This window comes from Pseudomonas asiatica (assembly GCF_009932335.1).
GTDB classification, from domain to species: Bacteria; Pseudomonadota; Gammaproteobacteria; order Pseudomonadales; family Pseudomonadaceae; genus Aquipseudomonas; species Aquipseudomonas asiatica.
On record NZ_BLJF01000001.1, the window covers coordinates 1,863,885 to 1,881,369 of the forward strand.

A 17,485-nucleotide genomic window follows, 5' to 3' on the forward strand; every position below is an offset into this window, starting at 1 on the left:
AAGCAGAGGTCAATCCCGTGAGAATAAAAATAAATCTAATCACGCAAATTGCAATTGGTCTGGCTGTCGGTATATGCGTTGGCCTGCTATTGAATAATTTTCCCGATTACAAGGGCTGGTGGATCGAGCAAGTACTGCAACCGGCGGGTGATGCGTTCATAAAACTGATGAAAATGATCATCGTGCCGCTGGTGTTTTCCTGCATGGTGGTAGGCATAGCCGGCTCCGGCAAGCGCGCCCTGGGGCGGTTGGGAACAAAGAGCCTTGTCTATTTCTTTGCCGTGACCGGGGTCGCAATCATTTTCGGCCTGCTGGTCGGTAACGTGCTCCAGCCAGGCGCCGGTGCGGGCTTCGCCGTTTCATCGGCGAGTGAAGCAGTGCCACCGGTGCAAAATGGTTCGGCAGGGCTCGGCAAGGTACTGTTGGGCATCATTCCTGACAATGTAGTGGCGGCAATGGCAGAGGCGAAGCTGTTGTCGGTACTGTTCTTCGCCATCTTGTTCGGGGTGGCACTGTCTACGCTGGATGAACCCAGGAAACAGCCGTTGGTTGCCGTGCTGCAGACGGTGGTGGATACCATGTTCAAGGTCACTCATATGGTCATGGCCTACTCACCGATCGGCATCTTTGCCCTGATAGCTGTTACCGTGTCGACCTTCGGGATTGATTCACTGATGCCGCTGGCAAAACTGATAGCCATTACTTATGTGGCGGTACTGTTCTTTGCAATTGTCGTGCTGGGGCTTGTTGCCAGAGCTGTTGGAGAGAATATCTTTGAGATCATCAAGGCCTTCAAGGGTGAACTGATACTGGCCTTCAGCAGCGCGAGTTCCGCCACCGTCATGCCGCAATTGATGGCCAAGACCGAAGCACGGGGTGTGCCGCGAGCTATCACGTCGCTGGTGATCCCGTTGGGTTATTCATTCAATCTGGATGGCGCGTCGCTGTTTGCGGGCCTGGGTACGCTGTTTATCGCGCAGGCCTACAATATTGAACTGGCCCTGGCAGACCAGGTGATGCTGGTATTCATCATGGTATTGACGTCCAAAGGCGCTGCCGGAGTGCCCGGGTTTATGTTTGTGATTCTCACTGCAACCCTGACGGCGGCAGGTTTGCCTTTGGAAGGCGTGGCCTTGATTGCAGGGGTATATCGATTGATGGACATGCCCGTTACGGCACTGAATGTGCTCGGCAATGCGCTGGCGCCGATCGTGATTGCAAAATGGGAAAGCCGCGCTGGAACATTACCGGCTGATGTCGTGGTTACGGAGCAATCATCTCGATAGCAGATGGGCAGGCTCGTTCAGCGAGGTGTTTGGAACGGGAATTGCTGCATCCCTGAAAACCTGCCCATTCGGGGATACGGCCATGCTTCCAGAAGATCTTTATTTCATGTTTCTCTTCGCCATTGGCGTGCTGGCCCTTGATGTGGCAGCCATCATGCTCTATCGGAGTGCCAAGCCCTGACCCGGGTTTGGGGACTTCCACCCTGAACCGGGTTTTGGTCTACAGTGCTGGGACGTCTCTGGTGTAAGGAAACAGCTATGGCAAAGCGTCGATGGGCAGTTATCGCTACCTCGATCGCGCTGGCAGTGGGGCCGGCGCTCACTTATGCCGACCCGGGTAATGGTAAAGGGCAGGGCCACGGCAAGGACAAGGGCCAGCATGGTCAAGGTCACGGGGGCTCGTATGGTGGCCCGTCGATAAACCGTGGCGATGTGCTTGGCATTCTTGACGGGCACCGTGGCTACTGGAGCGCAGGGCCGGCGCTGCCCCCCGGCATTCAGAAGAACCTGGCCCGTGGCAAACCGCTGCCGCCGGGTATCGCCAAGAAGCTGGATGGCAGGCTGCTGGGGCAACTCCCTCATTATGATGGCTATGAGTGGATGCAGGCGGGGGCGGACCTGATCCTGGTGGCAGTCGCTACGGGGATCATCTACGAGGTGTTGAACGGCGCACTGGATTGAAGCCTGGCGCTGGTGTCAGCCAGCGCCTTCATTCTTGTCGATCCTTGCCGCTACTATTTTCCAGAACGTTAAGTACTGAGCCTTTGTCGTCCGTCACCAGCAATTCGCTCGAGTGCGTGCCCTCTGTTTGTAGTTCGGCCAGTGGCATATCTGCATTACGAAAAATGCTGCGACCTTGTTCACCAACACTCAAGGTGATGAGTTTTCCATTCTGATAAAAGAAGTGCGTGCGGTTGGTGTTCTTTTGCATGGTGCGTGCTCCGAAGGCTATTGGCAGGGTTCACTTTCCCAGCCTTCACGCACCCAGGCTACTGGCAGAAATATCAGGTGGGCCTGTGCTGCGAGACTTTGGTTGATTGGTAAGCCAATACAACCCCCGTTAGAATGCAGCGTATCCTTGATGGCTAATTGCAAATGTCTATGTTTCGTATCTTTCTCTTCGCTGTGGTGGTCACCGGTGTTGCCGGCTGCGCAACCCCAGGCAAACCCACTGCCAGCAAACTGACTCACAAATCGCCACAGCAATACGCTGCTTGCGTACTACCCAAATGGCAAGCACTGGCGCCTCAAGCCACGCAGAAATCGATCGCCCACGGCTATCGGCTGACGGCACCCAGCCCCGTGGCATCCGATGATGTGCTGGACGTAGTCGATTCCCACGAGGGCAGCCGCGCGACTTTCTACAAGGGCAGCTTCCTGTCTGGCGACAAATTGCGCCAGGCAGCCAGGGAATGCCTGGACTGATTCAGTAACCCGATCCGCTAGACCCGCCCATGCTGGGCAGGCGGGCCCTGCGCTGAGCATTGCTCCACTCGGCGCAGGTCATGAAAGCGGTATTGTCCACTTTGCCTGTGCCGTCGAAACTTACGCTGTAGGGCTGCCGGTTGTCGGCCTTGGTCAGCATGTAGTCGAAACAGGTGCCGGGCACCACGGTGCGTTCGGTCTCCGCAGCGGGCTTGCCGCCTACCTGCATGACCTGGTCTCTGCTCATGCCGTTGGTGACTTTCGCCACCAGCGGCTGGTCGTGGTACAGCGCGGAGTTGGACGAGCAGGCAGAAAGCGCTGCCAGTGCAAGGATCAGCGCGTGAAAGGGTTTGTTCATGGCAGTGCTCCGGTAGAGGATGCCGATGAAGGCAGTGCTCCCAGCGCGAATGTGCGACGCCTGGCTCTGCGATCACACCATCAATCCGCTCGGCTTTTCATCATACGCCTGTACTGCCGCACCCGCAGTAACGTGTAGCCTTGCTCCAGCAACAAGGCGCGCAAGGGCGACGCATGCGCCTTGGGCCGGCTGCCGGCCGCCAGGCGGCGCATCTGCAATTTCACCAGGGCCATGTAGGCCAGTGCGGCAAAGGCCTTGCGCTTCCAGCGAATGGGCTGCAGTTCGGCGGTTGCCGTCGGCTCGCCGTTCTGCCAGCGCCGGGGCAGGGCAGGCTCGACTGCCAACGCCGTGGCAATCCCAGCCATGGCCACACCGCTGGCCAGCACCTGCTCGACCACCGGCAACCGCCGGATACCGCCGGTGACCATCACCGGCATCTTCGCGATAGCGGCGATTTCCCGGGCAAACTCCAGGAAGTAGGCCTCGCGAGCCAGGGTACGCCCATCGCGGGCATCACCCTGCATCGCCGGTGCCTCATAGCTGCCGCCCGACAGCTCCACCAGGTCCACCGACAATTCATTCAGCCACAGCACTACCTGGCGCGCATCCGCCGGTTCGAAACCGCCGCGCTGGAAATCCGCCGAATTCAGTTTCACTGCCACGGCGAAACCGGGCGAAACCACCTCGCGCACGGCCTTGACCACCTCCAGCAGCAACCGCGCGCGATTTTCCAGGCTGCCACCCCAGCGATCCTGGCGCTGGTTGCTCAGTGGCGAAAGAAACTGGCTCAGCAGGTAACCGTGGGCAGCGTGGATCTGTACGCCACTGAAACCAGCTTCTTCAGCCAGCGCCGCGGTGCGGGCGAAGCGCTGGATCAACGCGCCGATCTCGGCTTCGTCCAGTGCCTTGGGCAGGGGGAACAGCTTTGACAAATCGCCCATGTCCAGGGCAATGGCCGAAGGCGCCACGGTGGGCTGGCCGAGGTTGGCCTGCATCTGCCGGCCCGGGTGGTTGATCTGCATCCAGAACTGCGCGCCGTGGGCGCGGCCGATGCGCGCCCAGTCGCGAAAACGTTGCAGTGGCTGGCTGGCATCGAGCATCACGCCACCCGGGCCGGTCATGGCGCCAGGGTCGACCATCACGTTACCGGTCAGCAACAGCCCGGCACCGCCCTTGGCCCAAGCCTGGTAAAGGCGCAGCAGCTGGTCGGAAGGGGTCTGGTCCGGGTTGGCCAGGTTTTCCTCCATCGCCGCCTTGGCGATGCGGTTGGGGATGACACTGCCATTGGGCAGGTGCAGGGGCTGGAACGGCGTCATGGCGATCTCCGGAAAGGGTTGCCACGCATCGGTTTTTGCGCACGTGGGCTAGGTTCGGGAAAAGGCTAAGGTTAAAGTCAGCTTTAAGGTCAAGAGGGGAATGCTGCCGCAATGAAAATTGGTGAACTGGCGCGACGCACGGGGCTTAGTGCATCGCGTATCCGCTTTTACGAAGCCAGCGGACTGATTGCTGCGCGGCGCCTGGGCAATGGTTACCGCGATTACCCGGAGCAGGTGGTGCGGGCGCTGGAGATCATCACCTGCGGCCAGCAGGCCGGGTTCAGCCTGGAAGAAATGCGCAAACTAACCGATGCCTCCGGGGCTGCGGCGGGTGGGCATGATTTATTGCTGGGCAGCCTCAAGCGCAAGGTGGCGGAGATCGAAGCGATGCAGCAGCGGCTGGCGCACAACCGCGCGCAGTTGCTGGCGGTTATTGCAGGCATGGAAGACAAGCCGCAGGGGATGGATTGCGAGGAGAATGCCCAGCGCCTGATTGCCGGTTGGCAGCAGGGCGAGGCCACGAACACGTGACCCCTGTAGGAGCGGCCTTGTGTCGCGATGGGCTGCGTAGCAGCCCCGGCAATCTGTGCATCAACGCAACATCCGGGGGCTGCTGCGCAGCCCATCGCGACACAAGGCCGCTCCTACAGGGATCGCACAGGCGTCTGGATTCTGGGTAAGACAGTTGCGGCCGCGATCAGCCTACATCACCGCGCTTGTTCAGCTGCTCGCACTGCACCTGCGCATCCGACCTGCTTGGATAGCTGGGCTTGAGCCGCTCCTTCGCTTGGTTGTCGTAAATGTCGAACCCCCCACAAACGGTAGCGGCGTAATAGCGGCTACCCACGCGGAATGACTCCTTTTCGATCGGCACAGCGGGAACGATAACGAATCTTGGTTGCATTTTTCGTGCCTCCCCAGGCAGAGACTTAAGTATTAGTCTGGCCATGGATAACCATCAAGGATACTCATGAATAAAACCTCGTTTTGTTGAACGGCAGGTCGACGCCCGTCCTGTCATCAAATGAAAACCCGCTGTCGTCCGATGCGAAGCACCCCGCACATCAAGGGCATACAGTCCAATCACCCAGAACTGACGCCATGCGTCCAGATCGATGATTGGAGAGACAAGCATGTCCAAAGTCGTACGTTTCCATCAGACCGGTGGCCCCGAGGTGCTGCGCTACGAGGACGCCGAGGTCGGCGAGCCCGGCCCGGGGCAGGTGCGCTTGCGCCAGGTGGCGGTGGGCCTGAACTACGCCGATACCTATTTCCGCAACGGCACCTACCCGATTCCGCTGCCCAACGGCATTGGCGTGGAAGCGGCCGGCGTGGTCGAGGCGGTGGGCGAGGGCGTGACCCAGGTGGCAGTCGGTGACCGGGTCACCTACACCGGCTTCCTCAACACCCTGGGCGCCTATTGCACCGAGCGCCTGATCCCTGCTGCCGCGCTGATCAAGCTGCCGGATACCATCGCCTTCGAAACCGCCGCCGCGATGACCATGCGCGGCCTGACCTCGGCCTATCTGCTGCGTCGGCTGCATGACTTCAAACCCGGCGACAGCGTGCTGCTGCATGCCGCTGCTGGCGGGGTCGGCCTGATCGTCGCGCAGTGGGCGCAGCTGCTGGGGCTTAACGTGATCGGCACGGTGTCCACCGAGGCCAAGGCCGAAGTGGCGCGCGCCCATGGCTGCAACCACGTCATCAACTACAGCGTCGAGGACGTTGCCACGCGCGTGCGTGAGCTGACCGACGGGGTAGGGGTGAACGTGGTGTTCGACAGCGTTGGCAAGAACACCTTCATGGGCTCGCTCGATTCGCTCAAGCGCCGCGGCCTGATGGTGTGCGTCGGCACGGCGTCAGGCACCATCCCGCCGTTCGACCCGCAGTTGCTGGCGATCAAGGGCTCGCTGCAGCTCACCCGCCCGGCACTGGCCGACTTCATCGCCGACCCGGCGGAAAAGGCCGACCTGGCCGGTGAGCTGTTCGATCACGTCGGCAGCGGGCGCATCCGTATCGAGATCAATCAGCACTACGCACTGCAGGATGCCGTCCAGGCCCACCGTGACCTGGAAGCGCGCAAGACCACCGGCTCGTCGATCTTCGTCATCTGAAGAGGGCAACAGCATGCACATCGAACAACTGACCTGCGCGATCGGTGCCGAGGTAAGTGGGGTCAACCTGGCCGACGCGATCCACGACGACGACCTGTTCGCCCAGCTTCGCGCGCAGTTGCTCCGGCACCGTGTGCTGTTCCTGCGCGACCAGCACTTCAGCCGCGCCGAACACGTGGCGTTCGCCCGCCGCTTCGGCGACCTGGAGGACCACCCGGTGGCCGGCAGCGACCCGGAGCATCCGGGCCTGGTACAGATCTACAAGCGCCCGGACCAGCCCAACGACCGCTATGAAAATGCCTGGCACACCGACGCCACCTGGCGCGAGGCCCCGCCGATGGGCTGTGTGCTGCGCTGCATCGAATGCCCGCCCGTGGGCGGCGACACGATGTGGGCGAACATGGTGCTGGCCTATGAAAACCTGCCAGGCGATGTGAAGGCCAAGATCGAAGGCCTGCGCGCCCGCCACAGCATCGAGGCGAGCTTTGGCGCCGCCATGCCGCTGGAAAAGCGCCTGGCGCTGAAGGCGCAGTTCCCCGATGCCGAGCACCCGGTTGTGCGCACCCACCCGGAAACCGGCGAGCAGGTGCTGTTCGTCAACGCCTTCACCACCCATTTCAGCAACTACCACACCCCGCAGCGGGTGCGCTTCGGCCAGGACGCCAACCCCGGCGCCAGCGACCTGCTGCGCTACCTCATCAGCCAGGCCTACCTGCCGGAGTACCAGGTGCGCTGGCGCTGGAAGCCCAACAGCGTGGCGATCTGGGACAACCGCAGCACACAGCATTACGCCGTCATGGACTACCCGCCGTGCCATCGCAAGATGGAGCGCGCCGGGATCAAGGGCAGCCCCACGTTCTGAATTCGTCGCCGTCGCTGGCGGCAACCGCACAATAACAATAGCGAGGACTACAGCATGCAATTCTTCGACGATTCGTTGCACCCGGAAAACATGGAAAAGGTGGTGATCACCGTGGCCCCCTATGGGCCGGAGTGGATGCCCGAAGACTTCCCTGAAGACATTCCCCTGACCATGGACGAGCAGGTGCAGAAGGCTGTCGACTGCTACGAGGCAGGTGCCACCGTACTGCACCTGCACGTGCGCGAGCTGGACGGCAAAGGCTCCAAGCGCCTGTCCAAGTTCAACGAGCTGATCGCCGGGGTGCGCGAAGCGGTGCCGGACATGATCATCCAGGTTGGCGGATCGATTTCCTTCGCCCCGGAAAGCGAGGGCGAGGCGGCCAAGTGGCTGTCGGACGACACCCGGCACATGCTCGCCGAGCTGACGCCGCGCCCCGACCAGGTGACCGTGGCCATCAACACCACGCAGATGAACATCATGGAGTTGCTGTACCCCGAGTACCTGGAAGGCACCTCGCTGGCCAGCCCGGCGATTCATGCCGCCTACAGCGAAATGACCGTGCCGGCCGGCCCGGCCTGGGTCCGCGAGCACCTGCGCCGCCTGCAGGCCAGCAACATCCAGCCGCATTTCCAGCTGACCGGCATGCATGCCCTGGAGACGCTCGAGCGCATCGTCCGCCGTGGTGACTACATGGGCCCGCTGAACCTGACCTGGATCGGCATTGGCGGCGGTTTCGACGGCCCCAACCCGTTCAACTTCTTCAACTTCATCCACCGCGCGCCGGACGGCTGCACCCTGACCGCCGAATCGTTGCTGAAGAACGTGCTGCCGTTCAACACCATGGCCCTGGCCATGGGCTTGCACCCACGCTGCGGTAACGAAGACACCATCATCGACCAGCATGGCAAGCGCTTCACCTCGGTGCAGCAGATCCAGCAGACCGTGCGTGTGGCCCATGAGCTGGGCCGCGAGATTGCCAGCGGCAAGGAAGCACGCGCCATCTACCGCATCGGGCAGCAGTACGACAGCATCGAGCAGACCCTCGAGGCCAACGGCATGGCGCCGAATCGCCAGCCGGGTGTGAAGGGCGTGCCGCAGCGCTGACTTCACTGGCCTGCGCCGGCCTTTGTAGGAGCGGCCTTGTGTCGCGACAGGGCTGCACAGCAGCCCCGGCAATAGTTGAGTTGACGCTTCAATCGGGGGCCGCTTTGCGGCCCATCGCGACACAAGGCCGCTCCTACAGGGGGCGTGCCAATACATAAGAACAAGAAAAACCCACATCACCCCAAGGAGGCAACATGGCCACCTATCTCGCCAGTGCCGAAGATTCCGGCACCGACACCGCCCACAGCGTCCCCCGGCGCTATGCCTGGGTGGTCTTCGCCCTGACCTTTGGGCTGTTGATCTCCGACTACATGTCGCGCCAGGTGCTCAATGCGGTTTTCCCGCTGCTCAAGGGCGAATGGGCATTGAGCGACAGCCAGCTCGGCCTGCTCAGCGGTATCGTCGCGCTGATGGTCGGCCTGCTGACCTTCCCGCTGTCGCTGCTGGCCGACCGCTTCGGCCGGGTGCGCAGCCTGGTGCTGATGGCAGTACTGTGGAGCCTGGCCACCCTCGGCTGCGCCCTGGCGGAAAACTACCCGCAAATGTTCATCGCGCGGTTTCTGGTCGGGGTAGGCGAGGCTGCCTACGGCAGTGTCGGCATCGCCGTGGTGGTCGCCGTGTTCCCCCGCGACATGCGCTCGACCCTGGCCGGGGCGTTCATGGCCGGTGGCATGTTCGGCTCGGTGCTGGGCATGGCCCTGGGCGGTGTACTGGCCCAGCACCTGGGCTGGCGCTGGGCATTTGCCGGCATGGCGCTGTTCGGCCTGGTGCTGGCGATGCTGTACCCGCTGATCGTCAAGGAGGCACGTATTGCGCCTCGGTGCGCGCAGCACTTGCAAGGCAAGGCCGGCCGCCCGCTGCGCACCCTGTACAGCAGCCGTTCGGTCATCGCGGCCTACGTCGGCAGCGGGCTGCAGCTGTTCGTCGGCGGCACCGTGATCGTGTGGATGCCAAGCTACCTGAACCGCTATTACGCCATGGGCACCGACCGCGCCGGGGCAATTGCCGCAGTCATCGTGCTGTGCAGCGGCATCGGCATGATCCTCTGCGCCATGCTCTGCGACCGCCTCGGGCGGCAGCGCCCGGACCGCAAGATCAGCCTTGCCATCGCCTACTGCCTGGGCAGTTGCGCGCTGTTGTCCATCGCCTTCGCACTACCGGCCGGCACCGCCCAACTGGTACTGATCTGCCTGGGCATGATGATCGCCGCCGGCACCAACGGCCCGTCCAGTGCCATGGTCGCCAACCTCACCCACACCTCGGTGCACGGCACAGCGTTTGCCACCCTGACCCTGGCCAACAACCTGTTGGGCCTGGCGACCGGGCCGCTGATCACCGGGCGCGTTTCCGACCTGATCGGCTTGCATGCCGCCTTCCAGCTGGTACCGCTGATGAGCATCGGCGCGGCGGCAGTGTTTTTCCTTGCCAAACGTCATTACCACCGCGACATGGAGCGTCTGCATGCACCGGCAGGCGACGCTGCCGCACCCCGGGAGTTGAAACCGTGAAACAGCTGTTGTCCGTCGAAGTGTTCTTCGATTTCGTCTGCCCCTGGTGCCTGATTGGCCAGCGACACCTGCAGGCCGCGCTCTTGCACTTGCAGCGTGAACAACCGCAAGTGCAGGTACAACTGCAATGGCGAGGTGTGCAGTTGTTGCCTGGCTTGCCAGCCAGTGGCGTGCCGTTCCATGCCTTCTATCTGCAACGCCTGGGCAGCGAGGAAGCGGTACGTGAGCGCCAGGCCCAGGTGCGCGCCGCTGCCCGCGTGGTGGGCGAGGACATCGACTTCTCGCGTATTCGCCGCATGCCCAACACCGGCAATGCCCATCGGTTGCTGCAACGGGCTGCTCAGTTGCTCCAGGCAACGCAGCTGGAAGCCTTGCTGGCACAGCTGTTCATCGCCTATTTCCACCAGGGCCGCGACCTGGGGGATAGTCGCACCTTGCTCGACATCGCCCAATGTTGCGGGCTGGATGCCGCGCAGGTGGTCGACTGCCTGCGTGACGACGGCAGCCCGTTCCTCGATGGGGCCGGGCGCGCTGGCAGTGCCGTGCCGCGTTTCCGTTTCAATCAGGGGCCGCTCGTTGCGGGTGCGCAGCCTGCCGAGGTGCTGTATGCGGCCATGACCGAAGCGCTGCAAGAGGTTGAAAGGGCATGACCCGGCGCATCGCATTGGCCCCCCATCAGGTGCCGGAACGTGACGGCCGTGTGCTGTTGGCCTGTGAAGGGCGCAGCGTGGCACTGTTCAATGTTGCCGACTCGCTCTATGCCATCGAAGACAGCTGCCCGCACCAGGGCGCGTCGTTGTGTGGCGGCCGGCTGGAAGGCCGTGTCATCCAGTGCTGCGCGCATGGCCTGCGCTTTGACCTGGCCAGCGGCTACCTGGTCAATTCCAGGGCCTTGAAGGTTGCCAGCTACCCGGTCGAGCAGCAGGGCGGGCAGTTTTACATCGTGTTTGACAGTGAGGAAGCGGGGCAATGAATACACTAGCACTTGGCGCTACCCATCAGCGTATCCGCACCCTCGCCCCGGGGGTGGTGGTCAGCCTTATCGTCGGTGCGGCCGCCAGTTTCCTCAGTGAGCATTACGCAGCGCCGGTCATGCTGTTTGCCTTGTTACTGGGGATGGCGCTGAACTTTCTCGCGGTCGATGGCCCCTGCAAAGCCGGTATCGAGTTTACCGCCCGCACGGTACTGCGCCTGGGCGTGGCGTTACTTGGCATGCGCATCACCCTGGACCAGATTGCCAGCCTGGGCTGGAAGCCCGTGGCCCTGGTCGTGACCCTGGTGGTGGTGACCATCCTGGTTTCGGTGGTGGTGGCCAAGGCGCTGGGGTTTTCACGGCTGTTCGGCATGCTCACCGGCGGTGCCACGGCCATTTGCGGTGCCTCGGCGGCGCTGGCGCTGGCAGCTGCCTTGCCCCAGCACCCGCGTAAGGAGCATGCAACGCTGTTCACCGTGATCGGCGTGTCGGCGCTGTCGACCCTGGCGATGATCCTGTACCCAATGATTGCCCAGTGGCTGCACCTGTCCCCAGCGCAAGCCGGGGTGTTCCTCGGTGCGACCATCCACGACGTGGCGCAGGTGGTGGGCGCGGGCTACAGCATGTCTACCGAGACCGGCGACATTGCCACCGTGGTCAAGCTTATGCGAGTGGCCATGCTGGTGCCGGTCATTGTCTGCGCGGCCATGATCACCCGGCGCCAGGGCCTCGAGGCCGGTGGCCAGCGGCCGCCCTTGCTGCCTTGGTTCGCGGTCGGCTTCCTGCTGCTGGCGTGCGTCAACAGCACAGGCTGGGTACCCGCCGCGGTGCAGGGCGGTATCAACGACCTGTCGCGCGGCTGCCTGGTGGTGGCGATCAGTGCCCTGGGCATGAAAACCCAACTCAAGGCGCTGGCCTCGGTCGGGGTGAAACCCATTGCGCTGATGGTGGGGGAGAGCGTGTTTCTTGTGCTTTTGGTGCTGGCGTTGATGCACTGGGGCCTTTAGAAAGTGATCGTGGGTGACAACACTCCGCGGCGCCTGCTTCGCGGGCAGGCCCGCTCCCACAGGGCCCGCGCTGGGTCGAGGGTTTGTACCATACCTGTTCTGGCCTCATCGCCGGCAAGCCAGCTCCCACAGGGATAGCGCATGGCGTGAGGTCAATACGGTCGAGGTGGGAGCTGGCTTGCCGGCGATGGGCTGCATGGCAGCCCCAATGGGCCAGCCCGCTGTGCCCGCCAACTGGCCGGCGGCATGCCGAACTGGGCGATAAACCAGCGGGTGAACGAACTGGGCATCGAATAACCCAGCATGTCGGCGATACGCCCCAGCGAATAGCCGGGGTTCTCCAGGTAGCGCATCACCAGGTCACGGCGCACGCTGTTGATCAGGTCCTTGAAGGTCAACCCGCTTTCCTCCAGGCGACGCTGCAGGGTGCGTACGTTCATGCCCTGGGTCTGTGCCACCTGTTCGATGGTGGCGCGGCCCATGGGCAGCAGCAGGTAGATGGTCTTGCGCAACTCCAGCTCCAGGGACGGCGTGCCGCCCGCCGGCAGGCTGTCCAGATAGCGCTGCGCCAGGCGCGCCATGGCCTCGTTGGCCTGCGGGCTGGCGCTGTCGAGGTCGGCGGCCGGGCAGACAATTCCGTTGAATTCGCTGCCGAACACCAGCGTGCAGCCAAAAATGCGCCGGTGGGTGGCCAGGTCGGCGGGAGGCGCGTGGGTGAAGTTGGCGCTGATCGGGTGCCAGTGCGCACCCAGCAGCGCGGCGCACAGGCGCATCATCACGCCGATGGCCAGCTCGGTGGCCTGGCGGCTGCAGGGCGCGCGTTCGTTGATCACCTCCTCACGGATGACCACGGTCTTGCCGGCTTCCTCGATATGAATGGCCAGGGCGTCATTGAGCAGGTGACGGTACTGCACGATCACCTGCAGTGCATCACGCAGGGTGCGTTGGTGGCTGAGCAACAGGCTTATTTCGCCGAAGTCCGACAGTTGCCGCAACTCGGCCATGCGCAGGCCGAAGCTTTCGCAGCGGGTGGCGCTGGCGGAGGCTTCCAGCAAAGCGATGACGCTGGCAACCGGAATACGCCGATTGGGGTCTTCGAGCAACGCGGCGCTGAGGCCAACCTGTGCCAACAGCGCATGGGGATTGAGGCCCAGGTGGCGGGACACCTCAAGGTAATTGGTCAAGCTGGCGGCACGGACTAGGGCAGGCATTTTTTGTTGTTATCCATGTTTTCCAGGCTAACTGCTGCTTTTTTGTAGGAGCAGCCTTGTGCTGCGAAGAGGCCGTAAAGGCCATAACAGTGATGTTCGTCGTACCGGCCTCTTCGCAGCACAAGGCTGCTCCTACAAAAAGTGAGCGGCTGATTGGTTTTATAGCCTGCGTGTCATGAATTGAAAAGCAAAGCCCCGTCATGGCCATTGTCATCAAATGAAAAGCCCCTGACGCCCAATGTGAAGCACCCGGTGGGTGGGCTGTTTACTGTGAACCTCAAGAGCTACACCGCACACGAGGTTCACCGTGGAAAAACTGCAAACCACCGCCACCGTGCTGATCGTCCCCGGCCTGCGCGACCATGTTGCCGAACACTGGCAGACCCTGCTCGCAGGCCGCCTGGCCAAGGTGCGCAGCGTGCCGCCGCTGCAGGTCGACGGCCTGAGCTGCACAGCCCGGGTCGAGGCGATCCAGCGCGAGCTGGACCAGATCCATGGTGAAGTGATTCTGGTGGCGCACAGCGCTGGCGTGCTGATGGTCGCCCACTGGGCGGCGCGCTACCGGCGGCCGATCAAGGGTGCATTGCTGGCGGCGCCGCCCGACCTGAACGCGCAATGGCCGGCCCACTACCCGAGCCCGGCCAGCCTGGCCGAGCATGGCTGGTCGCCATTGCCCCAGCAGTTGCTGCCGTTCCCCAGCATTGTCGCGGCCAGCAGCAACGACCACCTGGCCAGCTTTGCCGCAGCCAGCGCCCTGGCCCATGGCTGGGGTAGCGAACTGGTCGCACTGGGGGCCGTCGGCCACCTCAACCCGGCCTCCGGCTTCGGCCCCTGGCCGCAGGCCGAGGCCTTCATCCAGCGACTGGACCAGCCCAACCTGCAATAGCGCATGGACGCCCCAGCCACGCTCGCAAAAGACGGGCGGCGAAAAAAACAATAACAATACGTGGAGCCATCGTAATGCCAGAACACCGCATTTACCGCGCTGTGAAACCACAGCGCTGCCTGCTTGCCTGCGCCATCGGCCTGCTCACGCTGCCCGCCGCCCAGGCGTTCGAAGTCGATACCGGTAATGAAAACTGGGCCGTGCGCTTCGACAACACCGTCAAGTACAACTACGGCGTACGCACCGAAAGCGCCGACAAGCGCATGCTGGGCACGCCCAACAGCAACGACGGTGACTACAACTTCCGCAAGGCCGGCACCAACATCACCAACCGGGTCGACCTGCTGACCGAACTGGATGTGGTCTACCAAGGCAACACCGGCTTCCGCGTCAGCACCGCCAGCTGGTACGACAAGGCCTATGACAACACCGGCTCCAACAGCAACCCGTTCGTCAACGGCAACGGTGACCAGTCCGGCATCAACCCCAGCCTCAATGGCCTGCCTGGCACTGGTGTGCCGCTGGGCAGCCCGCACCTGAGCAACTACGCCCAGCGTTACTACAGCGGCCCGTCCGGTGAAGTGCTGGATGCCTTCGTGTTCTTCAGCCGTGAAGTTGGCGAGGCCTCGCAGGTCAGCGCCAAGCTGGGCCAGCACAACCTGTTCTGGGGTGAAACCCTGCTCAACCCGGTGCACTCGTTGAGCTACGGCCAGTCGGGCCTCGACCTGGCCAAGCTGGCCGCCTCGCCGGGCACCGAGGCCAAGGAGCTGTTCGTGCCGCGCAACCAGCTGTCGACCTCGTTCCTGGTCAACTCCGAACTGACCCTGGGGGCCCAGTACTTCTTCGACTGGGACGCCGCCCGCCTGCCCGAAGCCGGTACCTACTATGGCGGCTCGGATGTGGTAGGCGAGGGCGCCCAAAGCTTCCTGCTCGGCCACACCGGCACCCCGGGGCTGATCCCGGTGCGCGGCGCGCTGACCACCATCCGCCGTGGCCATGACCTCAAACCGGGCAAGAGCGGCGACTGGGGCATCATGGCCAAGTGGTCGCCGGAGTGGCTGGGCGGCACCCTCGGTTTCTACTACCGCAAGACCTCCGAGATCCTCCCGCAGGCCTGGCTCGACGCGCGCGGCATGACCGTCGCCAACGGCCCGTTCGGCAACCCGCCGGGCAGCCGCCAAGGTGCAGTCGGCAACCTGTACAACTCGCTGCAAAGCACTACCTACCAGTTCGCCTATTCCGACGACATCGACATCTATGGCCTGAGCCTGTCCAAGGATGTGGGTGGTATCAGTGTCGGCAGCGATCTGAACATCCGCCACAACATGCCGCTGGCGAGCATCCCGGCAATCGTCAGCGCCCCCGGCCAGGGTGGCCTGGGCGGCGGCTTCGGCCTGCTGCCGGCACGCCTGCCCAGCAGCGGGGTGATCTACGACGTACCCAAGGATGGCGACGGCCTGAGCGCCACCGGCGACACCTTGCACTGGACCTTGAACGGTCTGATGACCATTGGCGATACGCCGCTGTTCGATTCGGCAACCCTGCTTGGCGAGCTGTTCTACAGCAACCTGCTGAAACTCGATAGCCACAACGAGGCCTTGTACAAGGGCAAGAGCAGCTACCGCGGCATCGACAAGGCCACCCGCGACAACTGGGGCATCGCCGTCAACTTCACCCCTACCTGGTACCAGGTGCTGCCGGGCATGGACCTGAGCATGCCGCTGTCGGTCAACGTCGGCCTCGACGGCGTGTCGCCGGTGCAGGGCGGCGGCGCCGAGAACACTGGCAACTATGCGGTGGGCGTAAGCGCCGCGATCTACAACCAGTACTTCGTCGACCTCAAGTACGTCGACAGTTTCGGTGAGACCAAGGCCTGCAAGGACGGCCAGACCGACGGCAGCACCCCCAACGCCCTGGACGGCGAACAGGATTACACCTGCTACGGCGGCGGCTACGCCTCCTTCTCCGGCGGTGGTGCCACCACCGAGGACCGTGGCGCCCTGTACCTGACCGTCAAGACGACCTTCTGAGTCATGTTTCCTACAGCCTACACAGGAAGACAACCATCATGAATTTCGTACGTACCCTGCTGGCCTCGTGCCTGTCGCTGGCCGCCCTGAACGCTGCCCAGGCCGCCGTTTCCACTGACCAGGCCGCGCGCCTGGGCTCCAGCCTGACCGCCATCGGCGCGGAAAAGGCCGGCAATGCCGATGGCTCCATCCCGGCCTACCAGGGCGGCCTGCTGACGCCGCCAGCCAGCTACCAGAGCGGCGCCAGCATGCGCCCCGACCCGTTCGCCAGCGACAAGCCGCTGCTGGTCATCGATGGCAAGAACGCCGAGCAGTACAAGGGCCAGCTGACTGCCACCACCCTGGAACTGCTCAAGCGATACCCCAGCTACCGCGTCGATGTATACCCGACCCACCGTAGCGTGGCGCTGCCGCAAGCGGTACTGGACAACACCCGCAAGAACGCCACTGCCGCCAACAGCAAGGAGGGCGGTACGGCGGTGGACAACGTGCTGCCGGGTATCCCGTTCCCCATTCCGCAGAACGGCGCCGAGGCCATGTGGAACTTCCTGCTGCGCTATCAGGGCGTGAGCATGACTGCCAAGTACGACTCGTGGAACGTCGACGCTGCCGGCAAGCCATCGCTGTCGACCACCGGCCAGGCCAATATCAGCTACCCGATCTACGAGGACATGACCAAGCCGATCGGTGCCAAGGACACCTACTACCAGATGAAACTGGTGTACACCGGGCCCGCACGCCGTGCCGGCGAAGCGATGATGCTGCGTGATGCCGCCAACCCGCTGGTGCAGCCACGCAGTGCCTGGCAGTACCTGCCGGGCCAGCGCCGGGTCAAGCTGGCACCGAACCTCGCCTACGACACGCCCAACCCGGGCACTTCGGGTTCGGGTACCTACGATGACGTGTTCGTCTTCAACGGTGCGCTGGACCGCTACGACTGGACCTTGGTCGGCAAGCAGGAAATGTACGTGCCGTACAACACCTACCAGCTGACCTACAACACCGACGTCAAGCAGGTGATCACCCCCAACCACCTGGCGCCGCAGTTCGTGCGTTGGGAGAAGCACCGGGTGTGGGTGGTGGAAGGCAAGCTCAAGGACGGTGCGCGCCATATCTACCACAAGCGCCGCTTCTACCTCGACGAAGACAGCTGGATCGCCCTGGCCTCGGACCAGTACGACGCCCGTGGCCAGCTGTACCGCGGCTCGTTCGCCTTCCTCACCCAGAGCTATGACAAGCAGACCCCGGACGCCACGCCGTTCATGATCTACGACCTGATCGGCGGCACCTACAACCTCAATGGCGTGGTCGGTGCCTACGGCGGCATCCGCTATATCGACCCACTGTCGAAAACCCAGTGGTCGCCCGAGTCGCTGGCCGGCAACGGCATTCGCTGAACGCACGG

The 17,485-nt window shown here is 63.2% G+C and carries 19 protein-coding genes; 14 read left to right on the plus strand and 5 right to left on the minus strand.

Going from position 1 to position 17,485, the window contains the following annotated elements; all coding sequences use genetic code 11:
* The first annotated feature begins 17 nt into the window (after positions 1–17).
* Both GYA95_RS08775 and GYA95_RS08780 read left to right on the plus strand, forming a co-directional pair.
* Positions 18–1,286, plus strand: coding sequence for a cation:dicarboxylate symporter family transporter (locus GYA95_RS08775; protein WP_043936141.1), 1,269 nt, complete (start codon positions 18–20; stop codon positions 1,284–1,286).
* 258 nt (positions 1,287–1,544) lie between these two features.
* Positions 1,545–1,967: an anti-virulence regulator CigR family protein gene (locus tag GYA95_RS08780; RefSeq protein ID WP_015270222.1), complete on the plus strand. Its 423-nt coding sequence runs from the start codon at positions 1,545–1,547 to the stop codon at positions 1,965–1,967.
* 28 nt (positions 1,968–1,995) lie between these two features.
* Here GYA95_RS08780 and GYA95_RS08785 read toward each other — a convergent pair whose 3' ends face one another.
* The gene (locus GYA95_RS08785) at positions 1,996–2,217 is read right to left on the minus strand and encodes a hypothetical protein (RefSeq protein ID WP_080604868.1); all 222 of its coding nucleotides are present in this window, start codon (positions 2,215–2,217) and stop codon (positions 1,996–1,998) included.
* 164 nt (positions 2,218–2,381) lie between these two features.
* On the opposite strand from GYA95_RS08785, the gene GYA95_RS08790 reads away from it, so the two are divergent.
* Positions 2,382–2,711: a hypothetical protein gene (locus GYA95_RS08790; protein ID WP_015270223.1), complete on the plus strand. Its 330-nt coding sequence runs from the start codon at positions 2,382–2,384 to the stop codon at positions 2,709–2,711.
* A gap of 1 nt (position 2,712) precedes the next feature.
* Here GYA95_RS08790 and osmE read toward each other — a convergent pair whose 3' ends face one another.
* Together osmE and GYA95_RS08800 are read right to left on the minus strand one after the other, a co-directional pair.
* Positions 2,713–3,069, minus strand: a complete 357-nt coding sequence (osmE, locus tag GYA95_RS08795) for an osmotically-inducible lipoprotein OsmE (protein WP_015270224.1) — start codon at positions 3,067–3,069, stop codon at positions 2,713–2,715.
* An 80-nt stretch (positions 3,070–3,149) separates the two neighbouring features.
* A complete protein-coding gene (locus tag GYA95_RS08800; RefSeq protein ID WP_015270225.1) occupies positions 3,150–4,385 on the minus strand; it encodes an NADH:flavin oxidoreductase/NADH oxidase family protein in 1,236 nt (411 codons plus the stop codon).
* A 111-nt stretch (positions 4,386–4,496) separates the two neighbouring features.
* Here GYA95_RS08800 and GYA95_RS08805 point away from each other — a divergent pair, with 111 nt between their 5' ends.
* Positions 4,497–4,916 (plus strand): MerR family transcriptional regulator, encoded by a 420-nt coding sequence (locus GYA95_RS08805; protein ID WP_015270226.1) that lies wholly within the window; start codon positions 4,497–4,499, stop codon positions 4,914–4,916.
* Between the two features lie 166 nt (positions 4,917–5,082).
* Here GYA95_RS08805 and GYA95_RS27870 read toward each other — a convergent pair whose 3' ends face one another.
* The gene (locus GYA95_RS27870) at positions 5,083–5,289 is read right to left on the minus strand and encodes a hypothetical protein (protein WP_015270227.1); all 207 of its coding nucleotides are present in this window, start codon (positions 5,287–5,289) and stop codon (positions 5,083–5,085) included.
* 229 nt (positions 5,290–5,518) lie between these two features.
* Here GYA95_RS27870 and GYA95_RS08815 point away from each other — a divergent pair, with 229 nt between their 5' ends.
* The 7 genes from GYA95_RS08815 to GYA95_RS08845 all read left to right on the plus strand — a co-directional run bounded on the left by GYA95_RS08815 (position 5,519) and on the right by GYA95_RS08845 (position 11,953).
* A complete protein-coding gene (locus GYA95_RS08815; protein WP_015270228.1) occupies positions 5,519–6,499 on the plus strand; it encodes a quinone oxidoreductase family protein in 981 nt (326 codons plus the stop codon).
* Between the two features lie 13 nt (positions 6,500–6,512).
* Entirely contained in the window at positions 6,513–7,361 is an 849-nt protein-coding gene (locus tag GYA95_RS08820; protein WP_013972530.1) for a TauD/TfdA dioxygenase family protein, read from the plus strand.
* Positions 7,362–7,415: 54 nt separating this feature from the next.
* Positions 7,416–8,465 carry a beta-keto acid cleavage family enzyme gene (locus GYA95_RS08825; RefSeq protein WP_015270229.1) on the plus strand — a complete coding sequence of 350 codons (1,050 nt, stop codon included), beginning with the start codon at positions 7,416–7,418 and terminating at the stop codon, positions 8,463–8,465.
* Positions 8,466–8,659: 194 nt separating this feature from the next.
* The gene (locus GYA95_RS08830; protein WP_015270230.1) at positions 8,660–9,973 is read left to right on the plus strand and encodes an MFS transporter; all 1,314 of its coding nucleotides are present in this window, start codon (positions 8,660–8,662) and stop codon (positions 9,971–9,973) included.
* A complete protein-coding gene (locus GYA95_RS08835; RefSeq protein ID WP_015270231.1) occupies positions 9,970–10,623 on the plus strand; it encodes a DsbA family oxidoreductase in 654 nt (217 codons plus the stop codon). The genes GYA95_RS08830 and GYA95_RS08835 overlap by 4 nt, the downstream gene beginning before the upstream one ends.
* Positions 10,620–10,946, plus strand: coding sequence for a Rieske (2Fe-2S) protein (locus tag GYA95_RS08840; RefSeq protein WP_015270232.1), 327 nt, complete (start codon positions 10,620–10,622; stop codon positions 10,944–10,946). Before GYA95_RS08835 ends, GYA95_RS08840 begins: the two co-directional genes overlap by 4 nt.
* A complete protein-coding gene (locus tag GYA95_RS08845; RefSeq protein WP_015270233.1) occupies positions 10,943–11,953 on the plus strand; it encodes a YeiH family protein in 1,011 nt (336 codons plus the stop codon). The genes GYA95_RS08840 and GYA95_RS08845 overlap by 4 nt, the downstream gene beginning before the upstream one ends.
* 152 nt (positions 11,954–12,105) lie before the next feature.
* Here GYA95_RS08845 and GYA95_RS08850 read toward each other — a convergent pair whose 3' ends face one another.
* Positions 12,106–13,164, minus strand: a complete 1,059-nt coding sequence (locus GYA95_RS08850; protein WP_015270234.1) for an AraC family transcriptional regulator — start codon at positions 13,162–13,164, stop codon at positions 12,106–12,108.
* A gap of 307 nt (positions 13,165–13,471) precedes the next feature.
* On the opposite strand from GYA95_RS08850, the gene GYA95_RS08855 reads away from it, so the two are divergent.
* The 3 genes from GYA95_RS08855 to GYA95_RS08865 all read left to right on the plus strand — a co-directional run bounded on the left by GYA95_RS08855 (position 13,472) and on the right by GYA95_RS08865 (position 17,477).
* Positions 13,472–14,050 carry an RBBP9/YdeN family alpha/beta hydrolase gene (locus tag GYA95_RS08855; RefSeq protein ID WP_015270235.1) on the plus strand — a complete coding sequence of 193 codons (579 nt, stop codon included), beginning with the start codon at positions 13,472–13,474 and terminating at the stop codon, positions 14,048–14,050.
* Positions 14,051–14,124: 74 nt separating this feature from the next.
* Positions 14,125–16,080 (plus strand): DUF1302 domain-containing protein, encoded by a 1,956-nt coding sequence (locus GYA95_RS08860; protein ID WP_015270236.1) that lies wholly within the window; start codon positions 14,125–14,127, stop codon positions 16,078–16,080.
* Positions 16,081–16,118: 38 nt separating this feature from the next.
* Complete coding sequence (locus GYA95_RS08865; RefSeq protein WP_015270237.1) at positions 16,119–17,477, plus strand: DUF1329 domain-containing protein; 1,359 nt, start codon at positions 16,119–16,121, stop codon at positions 17,475–17,477.
* The last annotated feature ends 8 nt before the right edge of the window (positions 17,478–17,485 follow it).